The sequence below is a fragment of the Ruegeria sp. CL6 genome (genome assembly GCF_056536465.1).
In genome coordinates this window covers 922,275-944,661 of sequence record NZ_JBQFPR010000001.1, presented here as the reverse complement: position 1 = coordinate 944,661, position 22,387 = coordinate 922,275, and the positions used below count along the sequence as shown (strand labels likewise).

The following is a 22,387-nucleotide window of genomic DNA, read 5'->3' as shown; positions in this document are numbered from 1 at the left end:
CAGAGCCATGCTTGACGCAAGCCCAAACAAGACCGTCACCTTCAACCTGAACGGCGAAGATGTCACCGTGCCCGAGGGCTGGACAATCTGGGAAGCCGCCAAGGGGCAGGGGTTCACCATTCCGCACCTATGCCACAAACCGCAGCCGGGCTATCGCCCCGACGGGAACTGCCGCGCCTGTATGGTTGAGGTGGAAGGCGAGCGCACTCTGGTCGCCTCGTGCATCCGTCCTGCGGCGGACGGGATGGTGGTCAAAACGGATTCTGACCGCGCCGAGAAATCGCGCGCCATGGTCATGGAGCTGCTGGTAGCTGACCAGCCCGAGGAAGCCCACGACACCTCAAGCCATTTCTGGGATATGGCCAAGTTGAACGATGTCTCGGACAGCCGTTTCCCAGCGAAAGAGGCCGAGAAAATCCCGCTGCTGGATGACAGCCACGTCGCGATGCGCGTCAATCTGGATGCCTGCATCAACTGCAACCTCTGCGTTCGCGCCTGCCGAGAAGTGCAGGTGAACGACGTGATCGGCATGGCCGGTCGCGGTCATACGGCGCAGGTGGTGTTTGATCAGAACGACCCGATGGGGGATTCGACCTGTGTGGCCTGTGGTGAATGTGTTCAGGCGTGTCCGACCGGTGCGCTGATGCCCGCCACCGTGCTGGATGACCAGCAGAAAGGCGATAGCAAGGATTACGATAGTGAAACCGAAAGCGTCTGCCCGTTCTGTGGCGTGGGCTGTAAGGTCTCGCTGAAGGTCAAGGACGGTAAGGTCAAGTATGTCGAGGGCATCAATGGCCCCGCCAACGAAGGCCGCCTGTGCGTCAAGGGCCGGTTCGGGTTCGACTATATCCACCACCCACACCGCCTGACCAAGCCGCTGATCCGGCGCGAGGATGCGCCCGCCAAGGGTCTGAATGTCGATCCGTCCGACCTGTCGACCCACTTCCGCGAGGCGACCTGGGACGAGGCGATGGATTTTGCCGCCGCCAAGCTGAAGGGCTTGCGCGATGAAGATCCGCGCAGCGTCGCAGGCTTTGGTTCGGCCAAGTGCACCAACGAAGAAGCGTACCTGTTCCAGAAGTTCATCCGTCAGGGGTTCAAGCACAACAACGTCGACCACTGCACTCGTCTGTGCCACGCATCGTCCGTTGCTGCTCTGATCGAGAACGTCGGGTCCGGCGCTGTGACCGCAACCTTTAACGAGATCGAAAACGCGGATGTGGCGATCATCATCGGCTCGAACCCGATCGAAAACCACCCCGTCGCGGCGACCTATTTCAAGCAGTTTGCCAAGCGTGGTGGCAAGTTGATCGTGATGGACCCGCGCGGTGTCGGGATGCGCAAGTTTGCGGATGAGATGCTGCAGTTCCGTCCGGGTGCGGATGTCTCGATGCTCAACGCGATCATGAATGTGATCGTCGAGGAGGAGCTGTATGACAGCCAGTACATCCACCGCTGGACCGAGAACTGGGAGGCCGAGAAAGAGCATCTGCGCCAGTTCACGCCCGAGGCGATGTCGCCAATCTGCGGCATCGAACCCGATCAACTCCGCCGCGTTGCGCGGACCTTTGCGCAGGCCAAAGCCGGTCTGATCTTCTGGGGGATGGGCGTCAGCCAGCACATCCACGGCACGGATAATTCGCGCTGCCTGATCAGCCTTGCGCTGATGACCGGCAACGTTGGAAAACCCGGCGCGGGTCTGCATCCGCTGCGCGGTCAGAACAACGTGCAGGGGGCGTCTGACGCGGGTCTGATCCCGATGTTCCTGCCCGATTACCAGACCGTGACCGATGATGGCATTCGCGCCAAGTTCAACACCGTCTGGAACTCGGACGACTTCTCGAACGAGAAGGGTTTGACGGTCACCGAGATTATTGATCAGGCTTACGCGGGCAACATCAAGGGTATGTACATCATGGGTGAAAACCCAGCCATGTCCGATCCGGATGTGAACCACGCGCGCGACGCGCTGGCCAAGCTGGACCTGATGATCGTGCAGGACATTTTCCTGACCGAGACGGCGAACTATGCCGACATCATCCTGCCTGCCTCGGCGCTGTATGAAAAGAACGGCACCGTGTCGAACACCAACCGTCAGGTGCAGCGTGTGCGTCCCGCCGTGACCCCTCCGGGTGAGGCGCGCGAGGATTGGAAGATTACGGTCGAACTGGCGCAGCGCATCGGGCTGAATTGGGATTACACCGACGTATCGCAGGTCTTTGCCGAGATGAAGTTGACGATGGAGTCGCTGGACAACATCACATGGGAACGGCTCGAGACTGAGACGATCACCTACCCATCGCTCAGCGAAACAGACCCAGGGCAGCCTATCGTATTTGGCGATGGTTTCCCGCGTGCAGACGGTAGGGCAAAGTTCACTCCGGCCAGTGTCATCCCGCCGGACGAAGCCCCGGATGACGAATACCCGATGATCGCCACGACAGGCCGTCAGCTTGAACATTGGCACACCGGGTCAATGACCCGACGGTCCAACGTGCTGGACGCGGTTGAGCCCGAGGCGAATTGTTCGATGAATCCCCGGACGCTGAAACTGATGGGGATCGAGCCGGGCGAGACGATCCGTCTGACCACTCGTCGTGGGTCTATCGACATCATGGTTCGGGCAGACCGCGCGATTGCCGAGGATATGGTGTTCATCCCGTTCGCCTATGTCGAGGCGGCGGCGAACATCCTGACCAACTCGGCCATCGACCCCTATGGCAAAATCCCCGAGTTCAAGTTCTCGGCCATTCGCGTCGAAAAGATCGAAGACGCGATCGCGGCGGAGTAATCGAAAAAGGCGGTCATAGTGACCGCCTTTTTCTTTCCTTGACAGCGGGTTAGATGCGGCCAAACCTATTACCGCTTTGGGTAATAGAGGTTCAAATGCCGCGCCGTTTTGTCGATTTGTCCGTTCCGCTGGAAACCGGGATCGTATCCGACCCGCCGATCATGCTGCCAGAGATCGAATACCTGACCCACGACCAGACGGCAGAACAGGTCATGTCTTTCTTTCCCGGCCTGCGTAAGGATGATCTGCCGGGGGGCGAAGGCTGGGCCATCGAGCGCCTTCAGATCGCGACCCATAACGGCTCCCATCTGGATGCGCCGTATCACCACCACTCGACGATGAATAATGGCGAACGCGCGATAACCATCGACGAGGTGCCACTGGAATGGTGCATGAACCCAGGTGTGAAGCTGGATTTCCGGCATTTCGATGACGGTTATGTTGCGACAGCCGCCGATGTCGAGGCCGAGCTGAAGCGCATAGGCCATGATCTGCAACCACTGGACATTGTGATCGTCAACACGTCTGCGGGCACGCACTATGGTCAGCCGGACTATCTGTTGAAAGGCTGCGGTATGGGCCGTGAGGCGACGTTGTATCTGACGGAACGCGGCGTGCGCGTGACCGGCACGGATGCCTGGAGCTGGGACGCGCCCTTTGCCCTGACAGCGCAGGAATACGCCGAGACGCAGGATGCCTCGATCATTTGGGAGGGGCATCGCGCCTCGATGGAGATTGGGTATTGCCACATGGAAAAGCTGACCAACCTAGAAGACCTACCGCCGACGGGGTTTGAAATCTCGTGCTTTCCTTTCAAGATCAAGGGCGCGTCGGCAGGGTTTATTCGGGCCGTTGCGATTTTTGAGGAGGATGCAGATGACTGAACCCCTAAGCGGGCATGACGGCCCCTATGACGCGCCGGTTGAAATTCGGGGTTTCAGGGTGCTGCCGGAATGGATCGATTATAATGGCCACATGAATGTGGGTTACTACGGTGTGGCCTTTGATCTGGCACTGGAAAAACTGATGGTCGAGCATCTGGGCCTTGGCGAAGTGCAAGTGGCGGCTTTGGGGCAGGGACCATACGTCCTGCAATCTCATATGACTTTTCTGCGCGAAGTGCAGGAAAACGAACCCTTCTTTTTTCGGATCCGCTTACTGGATGCGGACCACAAGAGGGGCCATTACTTTGCGCAGATGCTGTCAGAAAACGACGGCGAAGTTTGCGCCACCCAAGAGGCGCTGTTCATGAATGTCAGCCATCAGACCGGGCGTTCGGTCGCCTACCCGGACTGGGCGGCAGAACGGCTTGCCAGGATGGTGCGGGATCACGCGGGGTTGGACGCAGCACCACAGGTCGGGCAAGCGATAGGGATACGGCGCGCTTAGTAGTCGCGTTCAAAAAACACCCCAACGCCTGTTTCCCCGCGCCCGTCTACTGTTCCGCGAACGGTGAAATTGTCGGTCACGTCGAGGTTCAGGTTCACCTCGGTATCGCCTTCGGTGTTCACGGTGAAATCGGTGTATAGATTGTCACTCAGATAAGCCCCCGCGCCCAATCGACCCGCGCCGCCTTCGGTTGCGCCGATGTCGATTGTGTCAACTCCGGTTGAATCCCGTACACCCTTTGTTGCATCTCCGCCCGCGCCACTGAGCTGCGCCAGAGACGCAGCCATTTGTGCAATGACAAACGGCGACAATTCGGAAAAGCGGTTGCCGAACAAGAGCATAGCCAGCGCTTCTTCGGCCGGGCGTTCGGGGTCCGAAAAGACATCTACTTCTGGCGCATCCAGTGGACCGGCAATTTCGATGGTCGCCGTCCCGTCCGAGGTGCTGGCCGAGGATTCAAACTCGATATAAGGCGTCAGGTCGCCTTGCAGGGTCACGATGCCTTTGGTCAGCGCCAGCCTACGCCCGAGAATGTCAAAATGGCCCCGGATCAGTTCTATCTGCCCGGATGGAACGACCGAGGACGTGGTGCCGCCAATGAACAGCCGCCCGCCAAGCTCGGCGTTCACCCCTCGTCCGCGCACAAACACCGCCTTGGGCGCAATAAGCGAAATATCAAGCGCAATGCGGGAATCGTTCTGGGTTGTCTTTTCCTTGGCGACCAGTCCTGCATGTTCTCGGGTCACGAAGCTGGCCGTGCTTTCGCCTATGTGCTGGATGTCCGGGATCGGAGCCGCACCGGCCGCCCCGGATGCTGCGGCCAGATTGATGTTTGTCTCGTCGAAGGTGATTTGCCCGGCGATCGAGCTGTTGCCAGCCAGTGCGCCCGACATCGCGATTTGGCCATTGAGGGTGGTGTCGAACAATAATTGATCGGTCAACACGAGGCTGTTGAGCGTCGTTGTAATATTTGCGTTGAAAGGCGGGGTAAGGTCCACCGGTCCCGCAACCGTGAAATTGCCGCCAGCCCGTGGGCCGCCGCTCAGTGAAATCGTGGCGCGGCTTTGGGCCAACTCAACTGAGCCGCTTATTCCCGTAATCGTTTGCCCGGCACTAGGAATCGCCAGTGACGTGCCCGACGTGGTGATTGATCCACTGACGGCTTCAAGTGCCGGTTTTCCTTTCACGGCCAGATCAAATCGGGCTGTGCCTTCGATCTTGTTGGGCGAGATGAACAGATTGGCAATGCCGATGTTGACCCCACCCACGGCTTTAAGGTCGGCTTCGCCTGATGTCTCGTCAAACGTACCGGACACCTGACTGTTGATCTCTGCCGGACCTTCGGCGGTGGTGTCGATTGTCCAGACGCCGTTGTCGCGTTTCGCTGTGCCGGTGGCGGCGATCGTGCCGGGGAAGTCCGGGGCGAACCGCTCAATCCGGTTTAGCTTGGCGTCAAAGTCCAGATCAGCCGTTCCGTCTGAATCCACGGACCCTTCCAGTGACGCGTAGGAACTGTCCGGGCCGCGCAGGTTTGCCGTTCCTTCCAGGCCGGACGTTGTGGGCGCAACATTCCCCTCCAGTGTCAGGGGGCCGGTCAGAGTCTGTGTGATCCGCGCGACATCGTCCAGTTGAACGAAGTAGTCCAGCCCGCCCGCCTCACGCGCGATCTTGCCAGACGCATTGGCAGAAATGGCCGGACCTTGCAGGCGGAAATTACGGACCTCCAGACCCTGTTCCCCATTTTGGGCGTCCACGGTCAGTGTCGTGCGGCCTTTCACAAGCTTGTCGACAAAGTCCATGCCGACCTGAATGTCATCGGCGTCCAGATTGCCCTGAATATCAAAGCCACGGGACGCCAGGTCTCCGCTGCCTTGAAAATTGGCGGTCACGGAACCAGTCAGGTGTTGGCCAGCCAGCCCCGAAAATAGGGATAGGTCTGGCACATCAATGCGCGCCTCGCCTTCGCCGGATGGCTCTCCGGTCGGGTCATTCACGGTGGCCTGTACCTGTGCGCTCAGGGCTTTGCCATTCACCGTCGCGTTGCGAATCTCGATCTGATCGGCCGAGCGTGCGCCGTCCCATTGAATCGTGGTTTGCTCTGCCAAAAGCGGATCGATATCAGCTATGCCTGTCCGAAGGTTCCTGCCGACCACACTTGCGGTGCCGTCAAATTCCAGCGTTTGCACGGTGCCAGTGCCGTCAACTTCAGCCCGTACTGAGCCACCAAGATCGCGCTGGGCCAGACCCGAGAAAACAGACAAATCCGGCGCGTTGACTTGCGCTTGTCCGTCGATGGTCAGGTTCCCGTTTGGCGTCGTGACCACCCCGTTTGCCTGCGCCTGTGCCGCTGCGCTATTCAGTTCAAAGGACCGGATCGTGATGCCGTCAGACCCGCGTTTGCCGTCCAGAGAGATCGTGGTTTCCCCGGTGATCACCGGATCAATATCGTCGCGCCCGGTGGCCAGATCGCTGCCGTCTACGAATAGCGTCCCGTCGAAACTGCCCTCAAGCGGCGATCCTTTCCCTTCGACCCGCGCCGACACCTGCCCCTTTAGGTCAAGATTGGCGATCTCCGAAAACCGTGCCAGATCGGTTGCCTCAAGCGTCGCCGTTCCATCCACGGTCAGTCCGCTTGTCAAACCGTCAATCAGCGCATCCAGCGCCAGCGCATAGTCAGAGCCGATCAGTTCAAACCCTGACAGGTTCAGGGACTGATCGCTGCCATAGTCGAATTGCCCGTCCAGCGTGACGCGCTGGCCGACGGCTGTGTTCAGGGCCGCATCGGTCAGGTCGATACCAGTGACGCTGGCCTGAACATCCCCGCTAACGGCCAGAGCCTCGCCTTGGTCCAGCACACCCTGCGCACTGATGCGCGCGTTTTGCAGATTGGCCTGAGGCGACTTGAATGCATTTGCAGTCAAGCTCAAATCCCAGAGGTTTCCGTTCTTCTGGTCGTACAGAGCGGAAATCTGCGCCGCCTCAATGGATGTTTCACCGCCAGCGACCGGCAACACCACGGCTTCACCGACGGGCGGTGTGATGCGGCCCTGAAGGGCAGCCAATTGGAGCGAGCCGCCTTCGGCCAGTTGCAACTCTCCCTTTAGGTTCAGCGCCTGTGTGGTCAGTTCAATATCCGACACTTCAAGCGCGCCTTCGGGTTTGGTTTGCCCATCTACGAACAGGCGCGTGTCTGTTCCAAAGAATGGGTCAATCTCGGGGGTCAGAAACGGCGTCAGGTCGCCGCTCAGATCGGTCGTAAAGGCAATCCCTTGCTGCGCGCCACCATCGGCTGCGCGTAAGCGCACCTGACCCGTCACGCGTTGTTGGTTGTCGCTGCTTAACCCGATATCGGCTGTGAAATCGGTAACCGGCCCCGATCCCTTGGCCGTCAGGCCAATCGGGGGGCTGTCCGGGATTTTCAGGGCGGTCGAAATCAGCCCGCCTGCGGCCTCGGTCACTTGCAGGTCCAGATTGATCTCGCTTGTGGCGTTTTCAAATCCTGCTGTCAACTTGACCTCATCCCCTGCGCGGTCCAGCCGGGTTATGTCCAGCAAGGTGTCTAGCGTTCCGTCCGCCAGAGACAGGTTGCCGTTGACCGAGAGGTCCGCGGCGACCCCGATCAGAGGTTCGCCCAGAGACAGCTCGTCAATCCTGATTTCTCCGATTTCAATCGCGACGGGCAGTTCCGGCAGTTGGAAGGGCTGCGTTTCGACCGAAGCTGCCGGTTCCTCTGTCGTCGTCGCACCGGGCGCGCGGGTGATGTCGATTTCCTGCGCCGTTAGTGAATTGACCGAAAACCGACCTCGGATCAGGGCCAGACGGTTCCAGTCAAGCTGTGCGTCCTTGATGGTCAGCCAGACGCCTTCGTTGTCCGCTATGGTAATTTCCTCGATCGTCGCACGCGCGCTCAGTGCACCTTGAAGGCCGGTCACGGTCACATTCTGATTGTCGCCCGACAGGGTGTCCTGCAGAAAGTTCTCCAGCATGCTGCCGCCGCCATCTTCCTGCGCGATCACGGGCGGCGCGGTCAGGATAAGCGTCGCGGTCAGAACAGGATATGAGTATCGCCGTATCAAAATGCCTGTCCGATCCCGATATAAAACTGCAGGCCATCCCCCGTATCGCCCTGTACAGGGACGGCGAGATCAAGGCGCAGCGGGCCAAATCCACCAAGGTCATACCTGACACCCAGCCCCGCGCCGGAATGAGACGCCGCGGCGCTGGTGACAAAAGACGAGGAGTCCACGACACCATAGTCATAAAACCCTACCAGCGATATTGCTTCGGTCACCTTTCCGCGTATCTCACCGGACAGACCAAGGAATGACTTACCCCCGGCAACTTCATTCCCGACCGGGACGCCAAGGCTTTCATACGGTTGCCCGCGCACGGTACCTGCGCCGCCCGAGAAGAACAGAAAACTGGGTGTTACGCCGTCCAGCGGAGGGCCGATAACCGATCCGATCTGGACGCGGCCGGCCAGAACGATACGGCCTTCCGTGTTCAGGCTGGTATAGCTGCGTCCGTCAAAGAAAAACCGAATACCGGTTTCCGTTCCCGATAGCCCGACGAAGGGCATGACGTTGGAGTCCAGATAAAACCCGCGTGTGGCGCTGACCTTGCTGTCGCGCTGGTCCCACTCTGACCGTGCGGGGATGATGAAATACTGGAACTTGCGACCGTCTCCAAAGGCGTCATCGGCATTGGACCACAAGAACCCGGCCGAGGCCTCGGCATAGAGGCGGTCAGAGAAGGTGCGACGCGCACCATAGGCCAGAGACGTGACCGTCACGTTGTAGTTTTCGGTGTTTCGACGCTCGATCAGGGCGCTCCAGAATGTGTTGTCGTCTGGACCCAGCCTGTCGGGTTGATCCAGACGAAGACCGATGCGCCCGTCCAAATCCTCGGCCCCGCCAATATTGCGCAGTGCGGCTTCAAAGCGCAGTCTTTCCGCACGCCGGAACACGTTGCGGTGCGTCCATGTCGCGGTCACGTCGATCCCATCGCGCGAGGCGACCTCGAACCCGAAAGTCAGGCGGCGTTTGGGCAGGTCTTCAAAATGGGCGTCAAAATCCAGCGTTCCGTCCGGGTTTGGAGTTTCTCTTTCTTCGATGGAAACCACATTGAAGGTGCCGGTCCTGCGCAAGCGGGTTCCTACCTTTTGAACCTGTTCGGGTGAGTAAACCTCGCCCGACGGGAAACCGGCAATTTTCTCGATGGCTTCATGGCGCACGTCCGAGTCGCCCTTGATGAACATTTTACCGAAGGTCAGGCGCGGCCCCGGTGCCAGATCAACGCGCGCATCCAGCCTAGCCTGCGCGTGTCGCGCAATGACTTGCTGGTCCTCAACCCCTGCCTTGGCGTGACCCGCGTCGCGCCAACCCTGCACACCAGCAGACGCGGCGCGCTGGATGGCGCCAGTTGTCGCCAACTGCCCCGTCGCAAAATCCTCGGGCAGCTCGGTTTCAGGGGCCAGCGGATCAACGACCGCCTCGCCGAACTTAAAGCTGGGGCCGGTGTTGACCGTAATGACCGCTCGATTGATCTGAGCCGGAACGCTGAGCGAGCTGATCTCGGCTGCTTCCGCTCCGTCAAGTTTTATGCTGACGACCGGGCTGAAATACCCTTCGTCGTAAAGAATCTGAACAATCGTGCGGTAATCCGACAAGGCTGCCGACAAGATTTCCAGCGGAGTGTCCAACCCGCGAGACTCTGCTGTTGCAACGGAAGACGTTTGTTCGATCCGTTCGACCAGCTCAGCAGGCGCGCCGGGTGCGGTCAAAGTTGTTTCAAGCGCGGCAAGAGAGGTTGGCAGCAAGGTGGCGAGCGTACCAATAAGGCAATTCCTCACAACGGTGCGCCGCCCGGTTCCCTGCATCTGATGGCTCCAACTGCCTCAAGTCGAAATCAATGTCGCCGTCTTGTGCAAAGCGACGGCCCGTTAACTCTACGTTAGAGCATCAAAATTCGCGCAGGGAAGAAATTTATTTGGAAAAGCCGTAGAATTAGCGGTTTGTGTGTTCGACCAGTCCCGGCTTTAGGAATCCACATTGCGGAACCACCGGATGATGGCTTCGCGGTCCTCTGGCTCCATATACGTGACATTTGCAGGTGGCATGGCGTGGCTGACACCCGATTGCAGGTAAATTTGCTTTGCGTTGCGGGCGATGTCACCTTCGGTTTCCAGCAAAACGCCTTTGGGTGCCCAAAGGATACCCTCCCACACCGGTTCGCGGGCGTGACACATCGAGCATCGGCCCAAAACGATGTCATGAGCTTCTTCAAATCCATCTGCAGCCGCAAACTTCTGTTCATATGGTGTAAGGGGCTGTGCCTCGGCCTCTTCCAGCGGTTTGTACATCGGTGCGGTGGACAGCCACATAATCGCGATGAACAGCAAGGCAGTGACCAGCCAGGTCCACGTGGGATCACCAGCGCGGGCATGGCGCGTGTTGAAGTAGTGGCGGATCGTGACGCCCATCAGAAAGACCAAAGCAGCGATGATCCAGTTGTATTCCGTCGCAAAGGCCAGCGGATAGTGGTTCGACAGCATCAGGAACACGACCGGCAGCGTCAGATAGTTGTTGTGGGTCGAACGCAGCTTGGCAATTTTGCCGTATTTCGGGTCCGGAGTGCGACCGTTTTTCAGGTCGTCCACAACGATGCGCTGGTTCGGCATGATGATGAAGAACACGTTCGCGGTCATGATCGTCGCCGTGAATGCGCCCAAGTGCAGCATCATCGCACGGCCTGTGAAAATCTGGTTGTACCCCCAGCCCATGGCCACCAGCAGTACGAAAAGCAGAACCATCAGCAGGGTTGGCCGTTCACCCAGCCCCGATTTGCAGAGAAAATCGTAGATCAGCCAGCCGACAGTCAGCGATGCGGCCGAGATCAAAATGCCTTGCCACAAGGCAAGATCAGCCTTTTCCGCGTCCACCAGATAAAGCTCTCCGCCGACCCAATAGACGATCATCAAAAGGGCCGCACCGCTGAGCCAGGTCGCATAGCTTTCCCATTTGAACCAGGTCAGGTGATCGGGCATCCGCTCGGGCGCGACCAGATATTTCTGGATGTGGTAGAAACCGCCGCCGTGGACCTGCCATTCCTCACCATCCGCCGGTCCGGGGATGTTGCGGTTCAGACCAAGGTCCAACGCAATGAAATAAAAGGATGATCCGATCCAGGCGATTGCGGTGATAACGTGCAGCCATCGCACGGCAAATGCCATCCAGTCCCAGAACACGGCGAAGTCGTACATGAAAGGTCTCTCCGATTGATTGCCGCCACACTAGGCAAACAGGCTTTTCTTCGGTATTCCCGTATATTGTCAAACTGTATCAAAAAAAACGAAAAGATGTCCTATCTCGACAATATCCGAACTTTCGTCAGGGTCTACGATTTGGGCAGCATGTCTGCCGCTGGTCGGGACCTGCGCATTTCGCCTGCGGTGACGTCGGCGCGGATTTCCCAACTTGAGGATCATCTGGGTGTCCGGCTGTTTCAGCGCACGACGCGCAACCTCAGCCCGACCGAGCAGGGGCGGGCGTTTTATCCCGGCGCGGTGGCGGTTTTGGATGCGGTTGACGAGGCCGAAGCGCAGGTGGTTCACCTGACCGAAGCGCCACGCGGATCGCTGTTCGTCGCGGCGCCACTGGGTGTCGGGCGCAGGCTGCTTGCGCCGCACGTGCCTGACTTCCTTGAGGAATACCCCGAGATCGACGTTCGACTGCGCCTAACGGATCGATCCGTTGACCTAACGACCGAAGGGCTGGACCTCGCGTTTTTCATAGGTCAGCCAGAAGACAGCACCCTCCGCATCCGAAAGATCGCGGATTGTCAGCGGGTGCTTTGCGCGGCTCCGGATTATGTGAAAAGCCGCGGTATGCCAAAAGCCGGGGCCGATCTGATCTCGGAAAAGCACGAATGTCTGAAACTACGGTTCCCGGGAGCCACAGAATTTCAATGGCTGCTGGACACGCCCGAAGGCCCAAAGCGCTTTGCTGTAACAGGTCGGTTTGAATGCGACGACGGGGACGTTCTGACGGATTGGGCGCTGTCAGGGCAAGGCATTGCAATGAAGCCCGTCTTTGAGGTCGCGGATCACCTGAAGGCCGGGCGTCTTGTACCCGTTGCCACAGACACGCCGCCGGTTTCGGTCCAGATGGCGTGTCTTTATACGCACCGCAGGCATCAGGACCCAAAGGCGCGGTTGTTCATGGACTTCATGATTGCCCGGATCGGGGACGTTGTCCGCAATTCAGAGGTTTGAACCCTCAACTGCCGCGATAGGTTGAATACCCGTAGGGCGACAGCAACAGCGGTACGTGGTAATGCGCTTCGGCATCGGACATACCGAACCGGATGGGAACTTCGTCCAGAAACAGCGGTTCTTCAGCGGACTGGCCGGTTGCACGTAGATAGTCACCGGCGAAGAAAACCAGTTCGTAGGTGCCGGTCTTGAAGTCTTCTTTCGGCAGGATCGGGCTGTTTGTGCGCCCGTCCTCGTTGGTTTCGGTCTCGGTCAGTTTGCTTCGGTTCCCTCCCGTGATTTCGTACAGCGCAATTTTCAGCCCTTCTGCCGGGCAGCCGCGCGCGGTGTCCAGAACATGGGTCGTCAGATAACCTGTCACGGGAATCTCCTAATTTCTAATCGTCTCATTGGTTTGCTGTTGCTTATCACACATAGCGCACATGTTTTGTTTGACACAGTCTGGTTTGAATACCGAAACTTTGGGAATGCCGAAAGAAATGGAAACAGCGTTCGGATTGATTTGATAATCATCTCTACGTTTCTGCGGTAAATCGTAGGTAATGTGACAAAGACAAGACGGAAGACATCATGCAGCCCCCTCGTTATCCCCGCGACATGATCGGATACGGAGCCAACCCACCAGACGCCAAATGGCCGGGTGGGGCGAGACTGGCGGTCCAGATCGTGCTGAACTACGAAGAAGGCGGCGAGAACTGCGTGTTGCACGGAGACGCCGCATCCGAGGCGTTCCTGTCCGAGATCGTCGGAGCCGCCCAGTGGCCGGGACAGCGCCATTGGAACATGGAGTCGATCTATGAATACGGATCGCGTGCCGGGTTCTGGCGCTTGCACCGGCTGATGAAGGACTTGCCGATCACCGTTTACGGTGTCGCAACGGCCTTGGCCCGGTCGCCGGATCAGGTGGCCGCGATGAAATCCGCAGGCTGGGAAATCGCAAGCCACGGCCTCAAATGGGTTGAACATAAAGACATGCCCGAGGACGAAGAACGCGCTCAGATTGCCGAGGCGATCCGTTTACACACAGAGGTTGTCGGTGAACGCCCGGTGGGTTGGTATACGGGGCGCTGTTCCGAAAACACCGTGCGGCTGGCCGCCGAAGAAGGCGGCTTTTCCTACGTGGCTGACACCTATGCTGACGATCTGCCGTACTGGATGAATACAGGTGGGCGGGACCAGTTGATCGTCCCCTACACGCTGGATTGCAATGATATGCGTTTTGCCACGCCGCAGGGGTTCAACTCGGGCGATCAATTCTATGCGTATCTCAAGGACAGTTTCGATGCGCTTTATGCAGAAGGCGAGGCGGGTGCCCCCAAGATGCTGTCGATCGGGCTGCATTGCCGTTTGATCGGTCGTCCGGGGCGGGTCATGGCCCTGAAGCGGTTCTTGGATTACGCGCAGGGGTTTTCGGATGTCTGGTTCGCGACCCGCCAGCAAATCGCCGCGCATTGGGCGGAGCAGCATCCTCCTGTTTCGCGGTCCAAACCGTCTGAGATGGACCGGGACGCTTTTGTTGCAGCCTATGGAGGGATTTTTGAGCACTCTGCCTGGATCGCTGAACGTGCCTACGAGTTGGAACTGGGTCCGGCCCACGATACGGCGGGTGGCTTGCACAATGCGCTGGCTCGCATGTTCCGATCCGCCTCGGAACCAGAGCGGCTGGGCGTCCTGACGGCGCACCCGGACCTTGCGGGCAAACTGGCACAGGCCAAGCGGTTGACGCAGGAAAGTACGTCCGAGCAGGCATCGGCCGGATTGGACGCGCTGACAGATGCCGAACGCGACGCTTTCACGGATCTGAACACGCGCTATACGCAGAAATTCGGATTTCCGTTCATCATTGCGGTGCGCGACCACAACAAGGCTTCGATTCTGGATGCGTTCCAGCGCCGGATCGATCAGGATCGAGACACGGAATTCGCCGAAGCCTGTCGTCAGGTCGAACGTATCGCCGAGTTCAGGTTGCAGGACGTTCTGCCTTCATGAAGCGGATTGCGGCAACCCTTCTGACACCCGCGGCATTCGCGCCTTTTGGGGATGTGATCGAGGTCGCAGGCGACCCGGACAAGATCATTAATCAGGGTCAGTGCGGCCGGTTCCATGATCGCGCCGCGCTGGATTTTTCGGACGGCCGTGCTGGGATCAGCCTGTTCAACGCCAACCCGCGTGCCCTGCCATATCAGTTGGATATGGTAGAGCGGCATCCCGATGGCAGTCAGGCCTTCATCCCCATGACTCATCAGCCTTTTCTGGTCATCGTTGCCCCGGACGAGAACGGCAAGCCGGGCGAACCGGTGGCGTTCATAGCCTCTCCGGGGCAGGCCGTGAACTATCGCAAGGGCACGTGGCACGGCGTTCTGACGCCACTGCACGGTCCCGGCCTGTTCGCGGTTGTCGATCGGATCGGCACTGGCGCCAACCTTGAGGAATTTTGGTTCGACACGCCTTACGAAGTCGTGTCGTGACCGTTGAAGCCGCAGGATAAGCGGCAGGACCCCCGTGAACCTGACAGAGAGGACAGTAACTCATGGCTGACACTTCAATAGGGACCCCCGAACAGCTTCGGGACCCGAACTATACTCCGGCTTTGCACAAGGCGGTTCCGCTGGGCATCCAGCACGTCTTGGCGATGTTCGTATCCAACGTTACCCCCGCGATCATCGTTGCAGGCGCGGCTGGATTCGGATTTGGGTCCAACTCGCCGGACTTTCCTGAATTGCTGTACCTGATCCAGATGTCGATGCTGTTTGCCGGTGTCGCGACGCTGTTGCAGACAGTCACGCTGGGGCCGGTCGGTGCCGCGCTTCCGATCGTGCAGGGCACCAGCTTTGCATTTCTTCCCATCATGATCCCGCTGGTCGCGGGTAAAGGTGTCGATGGTCTGGCGGCTTTGTTCGGCGGGGTGATCGTCGGCGGTTTGTTCCACGCTTTGCTGGGCACTGTGATCGGCAAAATCCGCTTTGCGCTGCCGCCTTTGGTCACCGGGCTGGTGGTGACAATGATCGGTCTGGCACTGGTCAAAGTCGGTATCCAGTACGCAGCCGGAGGTGTTCCGGCCATTGGGACGCCAGTATATGGGTCGGCCCTGAACTGGTCGGCGGCTCTGGTCGTGATCATTGTGACGCTGGCGCTGAAGTTCTTTACGCGTGGGATGCTGTCTGTCTCGGCCGTCCTGATTGGCCTCGTTGCTGGCTACGCATACGCCCTGATGGTTGGGATGGTCACGTTCGAGGCGATCGGCACAAGTTGGGATCGCGCGGCCTCCTTCGCGTTGCCGGTGCCCTTCAAATACGGGTTCGAGTTCTCGTTCGCGGCGATCATCGGTTTCTGCCTGATGGCCTTTGTCTCGGCGATTGAGACCGTGGGCGATGTGTCCGGCGTCACCAAGGGTGGGGCAGGGCGCGAAGCCACAGACAAGGAAATCGCCGGGGCCACCTATGCGGACGGTTTCGGATCAGCCTTGGCCGGCGTGTTTGGCGGTCTGCCGAATACCTCCTTCAGCCAGAATGTCGGGCTGATCGCCATGACCGGTGTCATGAGCCGTAACGTGGTCACGATTGGTGCGCTGTTCCTGATCCTGTGCGGTCTTGTGCCCAAGGTTGGGGCGATCATCCGTACCGTCCCCATCGAAGTGCTAGGCGGTGGCGTGATTGTCATGTTCGGGATGGTCGTCGCAGCCGGTGTTTCGATGCTGTCTGACGTGGACTGGAACCGGCGCAACATGGTGATCTTTGCGATCTCACTGTCGATCGGATTTGGCTTGCAGCTTGAGCCCAACGCGGTTCAGCACCTGCCTGACACGCTGGGCATCCTGATGAAAAGCGGCCTGCTGCCGGCGGCGCTGATCGCTATCGTCCTGAACCTGATCCTGCCGCACGAACTGGCGGATGAGGCGACCGAGGAAGTCTCGGGCGGGATGTCCGGGCATGGGTCGGGCAGTTTGCCGGGCGAATAGTCAAAAGCGAGCGGATCGCAGCGTTCTGCGGTCCGCTCACCCTTGGGCCATTAAGTGCGCCACGTCCAGCATCCGGGCTGAAAAGCCCCATTCGTTGTCATACCACCCGAAAACACGGACTTGGTTTTCGCCGATCTGACGTGTTTCGGGGCCAGCGATGACCAGAGACTCGGGGCGCGTGCGCAGGTCGGACGAGACCAGCGGCTCGTCCGTCCAGCCTAAGACTGGCGAGGATGACACCGCCGCGCGCAATTCTGCATCGAACGCCTTGGGCGTCATGCCCCGTTCCAGTGTCACAACCAGATCAACCGCCGAAACACTGGCCGTCGGAACCCGAACCGCGGCACCGGAAATGCGACCTGCAAGGTGGGGCAACACCTCGTCAATCAGATGCGTGGCGCTTGTGGTGGTCGGCACCATCGACAATGCCCCCGCGCGAGACCGGGCCAGATCGCCGCGCGGCGCGTCAACCATCGGCTGGCTGTTGGTATAGCAATGGATCGTGGTCATATGCGCCGAGGCCACGCCCCCGATCTGATCCAGAACCTTGACCAAGGGCGCAAGCCCGTTGGTCGTGCAGGACGCGTTCGATACAATCCGAGCTGTTCCCAGTTGATCTTCGTTCGCGCCCAGAACGATCGTGACCTCAGTTGCGGGGGAAGGGCCAGAGATCAGCACCTTGCTTGCCCCTGCAGTCAGACCCTGACTGGCCACGTCCGAGGTTCTGGCAACTCCGGTACAGTCCATAAGGACATCTACGCCGGTCAAGTCCACCTGCGACAAGTCCGAACTGTGCGTGACCGTGATCGCGCGTCCGTCTACCACCAGTTCTGTATCACCTTGCGTGACTGTGCCGGGGTAGGGGCCAAACGTGCTGTCGTATTTGAACAGATAGGCGCAGGTCTCAAGCGGTGCGATATCGTTGATCAGCACCAGCTTAACGTCGTTGTCCTGCGGCTGTGCCAGAAGCTGCCGCAGGATCGTGCGGCCGATCCGACCGAATCCGTTAATCGCGAGTTTCATGCGCAAGCTATGGCAGCGCGTTGCGCTGACCTCAATGCCCGTTTGATCCCGGGGTCAGTTGCAGCTGACTTGCGAGAAGAACTGCCCCGAGATGTTCTGATACATGCTGCCGATAATCGGTCTGCATCCCGTGGCCTGCTGGATCGCGGCGGCGGCCTGTAGCGTACGCAGGCGCGGTGGCGGGCCAAAGGGGTTCAGATTGTTGTTATCCCGCGTCGCGCGATACACGACCGGCGCATCCGATATCTGCGTCACCGCCCAGGTGCGGCTCATGACGAAAACCTGTTTGGTTTCTTCCTTGGCGACAACAGGGGTTGCCTGAAAAGCAGTCAGGCCAACTGTTGCCGCCAGTGCCAGCATTGATCCGCGCAGTACCATTGAACAATCTCCAGTGCTAAAAACAGGTGTTATTTCACCAGATTCAAGCGCTTCTGTGAAGCCCTGCGCGGGAAAAAGCCGATTTGCCGTCAACGCTTGGTTAAAGACAGCGGCATGTGCCGGTTCACGTCCTTGTAAAGCAGATAGCGGAATCTGCCCGGCCCACCGGCGTAACAGGCCTGAGGGCAGAAGGCGCGCAGCCACATGTAATCGCCTGCCTCGACCTCGACCCAGTCCTGATTCAACCGGTAGACGGCTTTGCCCTCTAGTACATACAAGCCATGTTCCATGACATGTGTTTCAGCAAACGGGATGACGCCGCCAGGCTCAAACGTCACGATGTTGACGTGCATGTCATGGCGCAGGTCCTGAGGGTCCGCGAACCGGGTTGTCGCCCAGCGCCCTTCGGTTCCGGGCATGGGGATCGGCGCAACGTCGCGCTCATTCGTGATGATCGGGTCGGGGGCTGGCAAGCCGGGGACAGCTTCGTAGGCTTTGCGAACCCAATGGAATCGCGCGGTTTCATCGGCGCGATTGTGCAGGGTCCAGTCCGATCCGGCCGGAATATAGGCGTATCCCCCGGTTTCAAGGACGTGAACAGCCCCGTCCAAGGTCAATGTAACGGCCCCTTCGACCACGAACAGAACACCCTGTGCGTTTTCGTCTGTTTCGGGCCGGTCGCTGCCGCCGCCGGGCTGCACCTCCATGATGTACTGAGAGAACGTTTCGGCGAAACCGCTGAGGGGGCGGGACAGAACCCAAAGGCGGGTATTTTCCCAGAACGGCAAATAGCTGGTTACGATGTCCCGCATCGTGCCCTTCGGGATCACGGCATATGCGTCGGTGAACATGGCGCGGTCGGTCAAAAGCTGATCCTGACCGGGATGACCGCCGGTTGGCGCATAATATGTTGGCTGTGCCATTTCGTGCCTCTCACTCGTGTTTCGGGCACTATGCTGGGATTGCACTTTCGCCTCTAGCGGCAGAGTCGCAATAGGTTTGTTCGGGATTATTTGAAGGTCGCAAGGGGACTTGGCCGCCCATTGCAGGCGGTATAGTCTGATTGGCGAAGTCATTTCAGAAAGGCGAGGTGTTTATGAAACCTCATGCGTTCACAGCATTGGTCTTTGCAACGATTGTATGTGCGGGAACTGCCGTTCACGCGAAACCATTGTCGAGAATCATCGCGGAAATGGGGCTGAGCCCGGCAGACTTCAATGTGGTGAATGCGACAGCGGATTCGATGCTGGCAAATGGTGCTCCTTCGGTGGGCACAGAACGCAATTGGTCCAATCAGGACTCGGGGTCAAAGGGAACCATCCGTGTCCGCGACGTGCGTGACAATTGCGTGCACTTTCAACACTTCATCCAACCCGAAGGTACGGACCAGACCCGAGAGGTCAGAACCCGCAGGTGTCAGGACGCAAGCGGTGCCTGGATTCTGACGCCCTGACAAAAGATCAATACCCGCGCATGCGGTCCACTTCATGCAGCAGGGGTTTACCGTCCGTCAGACGTTGAAAATTCTCGGCCACATCCCCTAGTGCTTCGCCTAAATGCCACCCCGACACATGCGGGGTGATCATTACGTTCGGGTGGGCCCATAACGGGCTGTCCGCTGGCAATGGTTCCGTGCATGTAACGTCGAGAACCGCGTGTCCCGGCGTGCCCTTGTCCAAAGCCGAGATCAGCGCCGTTTCATCAATCAGATCACCCCGCCCAGCGTTCAGCAGTTGGCTGCCCGGCTTCATGGTCGCCAACATTTCGGCATCGAACAATCCGATGGTCTGTGGGGTCGACGGCAAGATCGCGCAGACATGGTCGCATTGGCCCAACAGTTCGGGCAAGGCCGCGTCCCCATGCAGGCACGTCACTCCATCAAGTTGTTTGGGTGAGCGGCTCCAGCCCATGACGTTAAACCCGATCGCACGCAGCATCAGAGCGCTGCGCGCACCGATATGTCCCAAACCCAGAACCCCGACAGTTTTCTCGGGTGTATAAACCGGTGCCTTGGACAGCCATTCCGCGTTGCGCTGGGACGCCTCGTGAAATGAGACGTGTCGCTGTTGGTGCAGGATATAGGTCACAAACCACTCGGCAATGCCCTGCGCTGGGGCATCCGGTTTCAGGCGTGCGACGCGAATGTGGTCGGGCAGGTTCGGATTGCCAACAATCGTCTCCACCCCGGCACCCAGTTTTTGAACAAGTTGTAGATTCGGAAGTTGTTGATGCTGATCATCTTTCAATCCGACGACGGCGATCATCGTGATGTCGCTGGCGTCACCGATTGAGTCCCGAGTCCTCACGTCCAGACCGGGGTGCAATTCCCGGATTTCGCGGGCAATGTCGCTGTCGCTTATCCAGTCGGACAGCCCTGTTTCGATCAACAACGCCATTTGGCCCTCCATTTGTAGCTATTTGTTTCAAGTGACGTATCGTCACCCAACTGGACATCGTGACGGCAGCTAAGTCATTCTCGGTTCAAAGGTAAAGCCCGGACACCGGGTCGGAGGAAGAAAACCCATGAATATGTCATTCGGTCTGCGGGATGAGAACAACGAGCTGTTGCAGCGTGTCAAAGACATGATCCGCGATGAGATCATGCCACTGGAGGAGGAGTATCACGCGGAAATCGGTAAGGGGGACCGTTGGCAGTACACAGAGCGGCAGGCTGAAATCCTTGAAGGCTTGAAAGCAAAGGCCAAGGCTGCCGGTCTGTGGAATTTTTGGCTGACAGACAGCGACAAGGGGTTTGGTCTGTCCACTGTTGAATACGCTTATTTCGCCGAGGAAATGGGAAAGACGCCTTTGGGCGCAGAGGTGTTCAACTGCTCGGCCCCCGACACTGGCAACATGGAAGTGTTCGAGCGTTACGGATCGGACGCGATGAAACAGGAATGGCTCAAGCCGTTGTTGGAAGGCGAAATCCGGTCGGCTTATCTGATGACTGAACCCGAGGTGGCGTCTTCGGACGCGACGAATATCGCCATGTCCTGCAAGTTGGATGGCGACAGCTATGTTCTGAATGGCGAGAAATGGTGGTCGTCAGGTGCAGGGGATCCGCGTTGCAAGGTCTATATTGTGATGGTGAAAACCGGCGGAGATGAACTGCCGGTTCACCAGCGTCAGTCCATGATTGTAGTTCCCGCCAACACGCCAGGTATCGAAATCCTGCGCCCGATGGAGGTTTACGGTCACGACGACGCCCCACACGGGCACATGCATATCCGGTTTACCAACGTACGGGTTCCGGCAGAGAATATCTTGCTGGGCGAAGGGCGCGGGTTTGAGATCGCGCAGGGCCGTCTCGGGCCGGGTCGTATACACCACTGTATGCGGGCAGTCGGGCAAGCCGAAATCGCGTTGGAGAAAATGTGCAAGCGGGCACTGCAGCGCGAGGCGTTCGGCAAGAAGCTGGCGCAGTTGGGTGCGAACTTCGACATCATCGCCGAATGCCGGATGGAAATTGAGATGGCGCGCCTTCTGTGCCTGAAGGCCGCATGGTACATGGATCAGGGTGACGCGCGCGCAGCAGCGCCGTGGATCAGTCAGATCAAGGTCGTGGCACCTCGGGTCGCGTTGAAGGTGATCGACGAGGCCGTGCAGATGTTCGGCGGGCAGGGCGTCAGTCAGGACACTCCGCTTGCCTCGGCCTGGACACATGTGCGGACGCTGCGTTTGGCGGACGGGCCGGACGCGGTGCACCGCCGTCAGGTCGCACGTACCGAGTTGAAAAAATACACTCAGGAAAAGGTGTGAAGACAGGAATGTACGGCGATCGCGACCTGAGCCAAGAGGCATTTTTTCAACTTCGCTCGGACGGAGTATTTGTCGGCAACGAAGCGGCGCGCGGTCCTTGGTCTGCTGACCATTGTCACGCCGGACCGGTCACTGGCCTTGTCGCACGCGCCGCAGAAACAGAGGTCGGGCCAGACAAGATGCTGACCCGGCTGACGATTGACATGTTGCGCCCGATGCCGCTGTCCGGGCTGCGCGTGGCAGCAGAGACCGAGCGCCACACGAAGACCATGGCAACGACACGGGTCACGGTGCATGATCTGGACGACACCTTGTGTGCCAAGGCGACAACTATGCATCTGGTTCGCCGGGACTTGGGCGCGGTTCCGAATGTGTCTATGGACCCACCTGAACTGGAGGGGGCGGTGTCCGGCCTCTTCCCGATTGGCGAGACGCGTCACAAGCTGACCGGTTTCGCCCACTATTCCGAGGTTCTCTATCCGAAAGACAGCACTCCGGGGCCGGGCCCAAAGGCGATCTGGATGCGCACCCCGCCGTTGCTGCTGGGGGAAGCTCAGTCCCCGATTCAGGCGCTTTGCCCCTTGGCCGACTGCGCCAACGGGATTTCTTGGAACGCGCCGACGACTGAAATGGGGTTCATGAATACGGATCTGACCGTGCAGATTCATCGTGAACCTGTGTCGGATTGGCTTGCTTCTGATTCCGTCTGCCACTGGCAGCCTTCGGGAATCGGAATGTCTCAGGCGGTGCTGTATGACACGGAAGGTCCGATTGGCGCGGCGTTGCAAACGCTGATCCTGTTTCCGCCCACCTGATT

18 protein-coding genes are annotated in these 22,387 nt (G+C 59.0%); 10 read left to right on the top strand and 8 right to left on the bottom strand.

What is annotated here, in order from left to right; genetic code table 11:
* The first annotated feature begins 7 nt into the window (after nucleotides 1-7).
* From fdhF to ACR0LH_RS04680, 3 genes are all read left to right on the top strand, one after another.
* On the top strand, nucleotides 8-2,791 hold the full coding sequence (gene fdhF, locus ACR0LH_RS04690) for a formate dehydrogenase subunit alpha (RefSeq protein WP_480719843.1): 2,784 nt from the start codon (nucleotides 8-10) through the stop codon (nucleotides 2,789-2,791).
* 95 nt (nucleotides 2,792-2,886) lie between these two features.
* Nucleotides 2,887-3,675, top strand: coding sequence for a cyclase family protein (locus tag ACR0LH_RS04685; protein WP_480719842.1), 789 nt, complete (start codon nucleotides 2,887-2,889; stop codon nucleotides 3,673-3,675).
* Complete coding sequence (locus tag ACR0LH_RS04680; RefSeq protein ID WP_480719841.1) at nucleotides 3,668-4,180, top strand: thioesterase family protein; 513 nt, start codon at nucleotides 3,668-3,670, stop codon at nucleotides 4,178-4,180. The genes ACR0LH_RS04685 and ACR0LH_RS04680 overlap by 8 nt, the downstream gene beginning before the upstream one ends.
* Here the strand turns inward: ACR0LH_RS04680 and ACR0LH_RS04675 are convergent.
* The 3 genes from ACR0LH_RS04675 to ACR0LH_RS04665 form a co-directional block, all read right to left on the bottom strand.
* Nucleotides 4,177-8,256 (bottom strand): translocation/assembly module TamB domain-containing protein, encoded by a 4,080-nt coding sequence (locus ACR0LH_RS04675; RefSeq protein WP_480719840.1) that lies wholly within the window; start codon nucleotides 8,254-8,256, stop codon nucleotides 4,177-4,179. The two genes, ACR0LH_RS04680 and ACR0LH_RS04675, sit on opposite strands and share 4 nt — an antisense overlap.
* Entirely contained in the window at nucleotides 8,253-10,058 is a 1,806-nt protein-coding gene (locus tag ACR0LH_RS04670) for an autotransporter assembly complex protein TamA (RefSeq protein ID WP_480719839.1), read from the bottom strand. The genes ACR0LH_RS04675 and ACR0LH_RS04670 overlap by 4 nt, the downstream gene beginning before the upstream one ends.
* A gap of 159 nt (nucleotides 10,059-10,217) precedes the next feature.
* Nucleotides 10,218-11,441, bottom strand: a complete 1,224-nt coding sequence (locus ACR0LH_RS04665; RefSeq protein WP_170798797.1) for a urate hydroxylase PuuD — start codon at nucleotides 11,439-11,441, stop codon at nucleotides 10,218-10,220.
* Between the two features lie 96 nt (nucleotides 11,442-11,537).
* Between ACR0LH_RS04665 and ACR0LH_RS04660 the strand changes: the two genes are divergently transcribed.
* The gene (locus ACR0LH_RS04660; RefSeq protein WP_170414214.1) at nucleotides 11,538-12,452 is read left to right on the top strand and encodes a LysR family transcriptional regulator; all 915 of its coding nucleotides are present in this window, start codon (nucleotides 11,538-11,540) and stop codon (nucleotides 12,450-12,452) included.
* Nucleotides 12,453-12,456: 4 nt separating this feature from the next.
* On the opposite strand, the gene uraH is transcribed toward ACR0LH_RS04660, so the two are convergent.
* Complete coding sequence (gene uraH / locus ACR0LH_RS04655; RefSeq protein ID WP_170484460.1) at nucleotides 12,457-12,813, bottom strand: hydroxyisourate hydrolase; 357 nt, start codon at nucleotides 12,811-12,813, stop codon at nucleotides 12,457-12,459.
* A 209-nt stretch (nucleotides 12,814-13,022) separates the two neighbouring features.
* Here uraH and puuE point away from each other — a divergent pair, with 209 nt between their 5' ends.
* From puuE to ACR0LH_RS04640, 3 genes are all read left to right on the top strand, one after another.
* Complete coding sequence (gene puuE, locus ACR0LH_RS04650; RefSeq protein ID WP_480719838.1) at nucleotides 13,023-14,441, top strand: allantoinase PuuE; 1,419 nt, start codon at nucleotides 13,023-13,025, stop codon at nucleotides 14,439-14,441.
* Nucleotides 14,438-14,920 carry an ureidoglycolate lyase gene (locus ACR0LH_RS04645; RefSeq protein ID WP_480719837.1) on the top strand — a complete coding sequence of 161 codons (483 nt, stop codon included), beginning with the start codon at nucleotides 14,438-14,440 and terminating at the stop codon, nucleotides 14,918-14,920. The genes puuE and ACR0LH_RS04645 overlap by 4 nt, the downstream gene beginning before the upstream one ends.
* A 62-nt stretch (nucleotides 14,921-14,982) precedes the next feature.
* Entirely contained in the window at nucleotides 14,983-16,410 is a 1,428-nt protein-coding gene (locus ACR0LH_RS04640) for a nucleobase:cation symporter-2 family protein (RefSeq protein ID WP_480719836.1), read from the top strand.
* A 36-nt stretch (nucleotides 16,411-16,446) separates the two neighbouring features.
* On the opposite strand, the gene ACR0LH_RS04635 is transcribed toward ACR0LH_RS04640, so the two are convergent.
* From ACR0LH_RS04635 to ACR0LH_RS04625, 3 genes are all read right to left on the bottom strand, one after another.
* Nucleotides 16,447-17,433: a type I glyceraldehyde-3-phosphate dehydrogenase gene (locus tag ACR0LH_RS04635; RefSeq protein WP_480719835.1), complete on the bottom strand. Its 987-nt coding sequence runs from the start codon at nucleotides 17,431-17,433 to the stop codon at nucleotides 16,447-16,449.
* 54 nt (nucleotides 17,434-17,487) lie between these two features.
* Complete coding sequence (locus ACR0LH_RS04630) at nucleotides 17,488-17,811, bottom strand: hypothetical protein (protein WP_170414229.1); 324 nt, start codon at nucleotides 17,809-17,811, stop codon at nucleotides 17,488-17,490.
* An 89-nt stretch (nucleotides 17,812-17,900) separates the two neighbouring features.
* Nucleotides 17,901-18,734 (bottom strand): bifunctional allantoicase/(S)-ureidoglycine aminohydrolase, encoded by an 834-nt coding sequence (locus tag ACR0LH_RS04625; RefSeq protein WP_480719834.1) that lies wholly within the window; start codon nucleotides 18,732-18,734, stop codon nucleotides 17,901-17,903.
* Nucleotides 18,735-18,907: 173 nt separating this feature from the next.
* Between ACR0LH_RS04625 and ACR0LH_RS04620 the strand changes: the two genes are divergently transcribed.
* Complete coding sequence (locus ACR0LH_RS04620) at nucleotides 18,908-19,264, top strand: hypothetical protein (protein ID WP_170484474.1); 357 nt, start codon at nucleotides 18,908-18,910, stop codon at nucleotides 19,262-19,264.
* 7 nt (nucleotides 19,265-19,271) lie between these two features.
* Here ACR0LH_RS04620 and ACR0LH_RS04615 read toward each other — a convergent pair whose 3' ends face one another.
* Nucleotides 19,272-20,207 (bottom strand): 2-hydroxyacid dehydrogenase, encoded by a 936-nt coding sequence (locus ACR0LH_RS04615; protein WP_480719833.1) that lies wholly within the window; start codon nucleotides 20,205-20,207, stop codon nucleotides 19,272-19,274.
* A 127-nt stretch (nucleotides 20,208-20,334) separates the two neighbouring features.
* Here ACR0LH_RS04615 and ACR0LH_RS04610 point away from each other — a divergent pair, with 127 nt between their 5' ends.
* Both ACR0LH_RS04610 and ACR0LH_RS04605 read left to right on the top strand, forming a co-directional pair.
* Nucleotides 20,335-21,570, top strand: a complete 1,236-nt coding sequence (locus ACR0LH_RS04610) for an acyl-CoA dehydrogenase family protein (protein ID WP_170484478.1) — start codon at nucleotides 20,335-20,337, stop codon at nucleotides 21,568-21,570.
* Complete coding sequence (locus ACR0LH_RS04605; RefSeq protein ID WP_480719832.1) at nucleotides 21,567-22,385, top strand: thioesterase family protein; 819 nt, start codon at nucleotides 21,567-21,569, stop codon at nucleotides 22,383-22,385. Before ACR0LH_RS04610 ends, ACR0LH_RS04605 begins: the two co-directional genes overlap by 4 nt.
* Nucleotides 22,386-22,387: the final 2 nt, after the last annotated feature.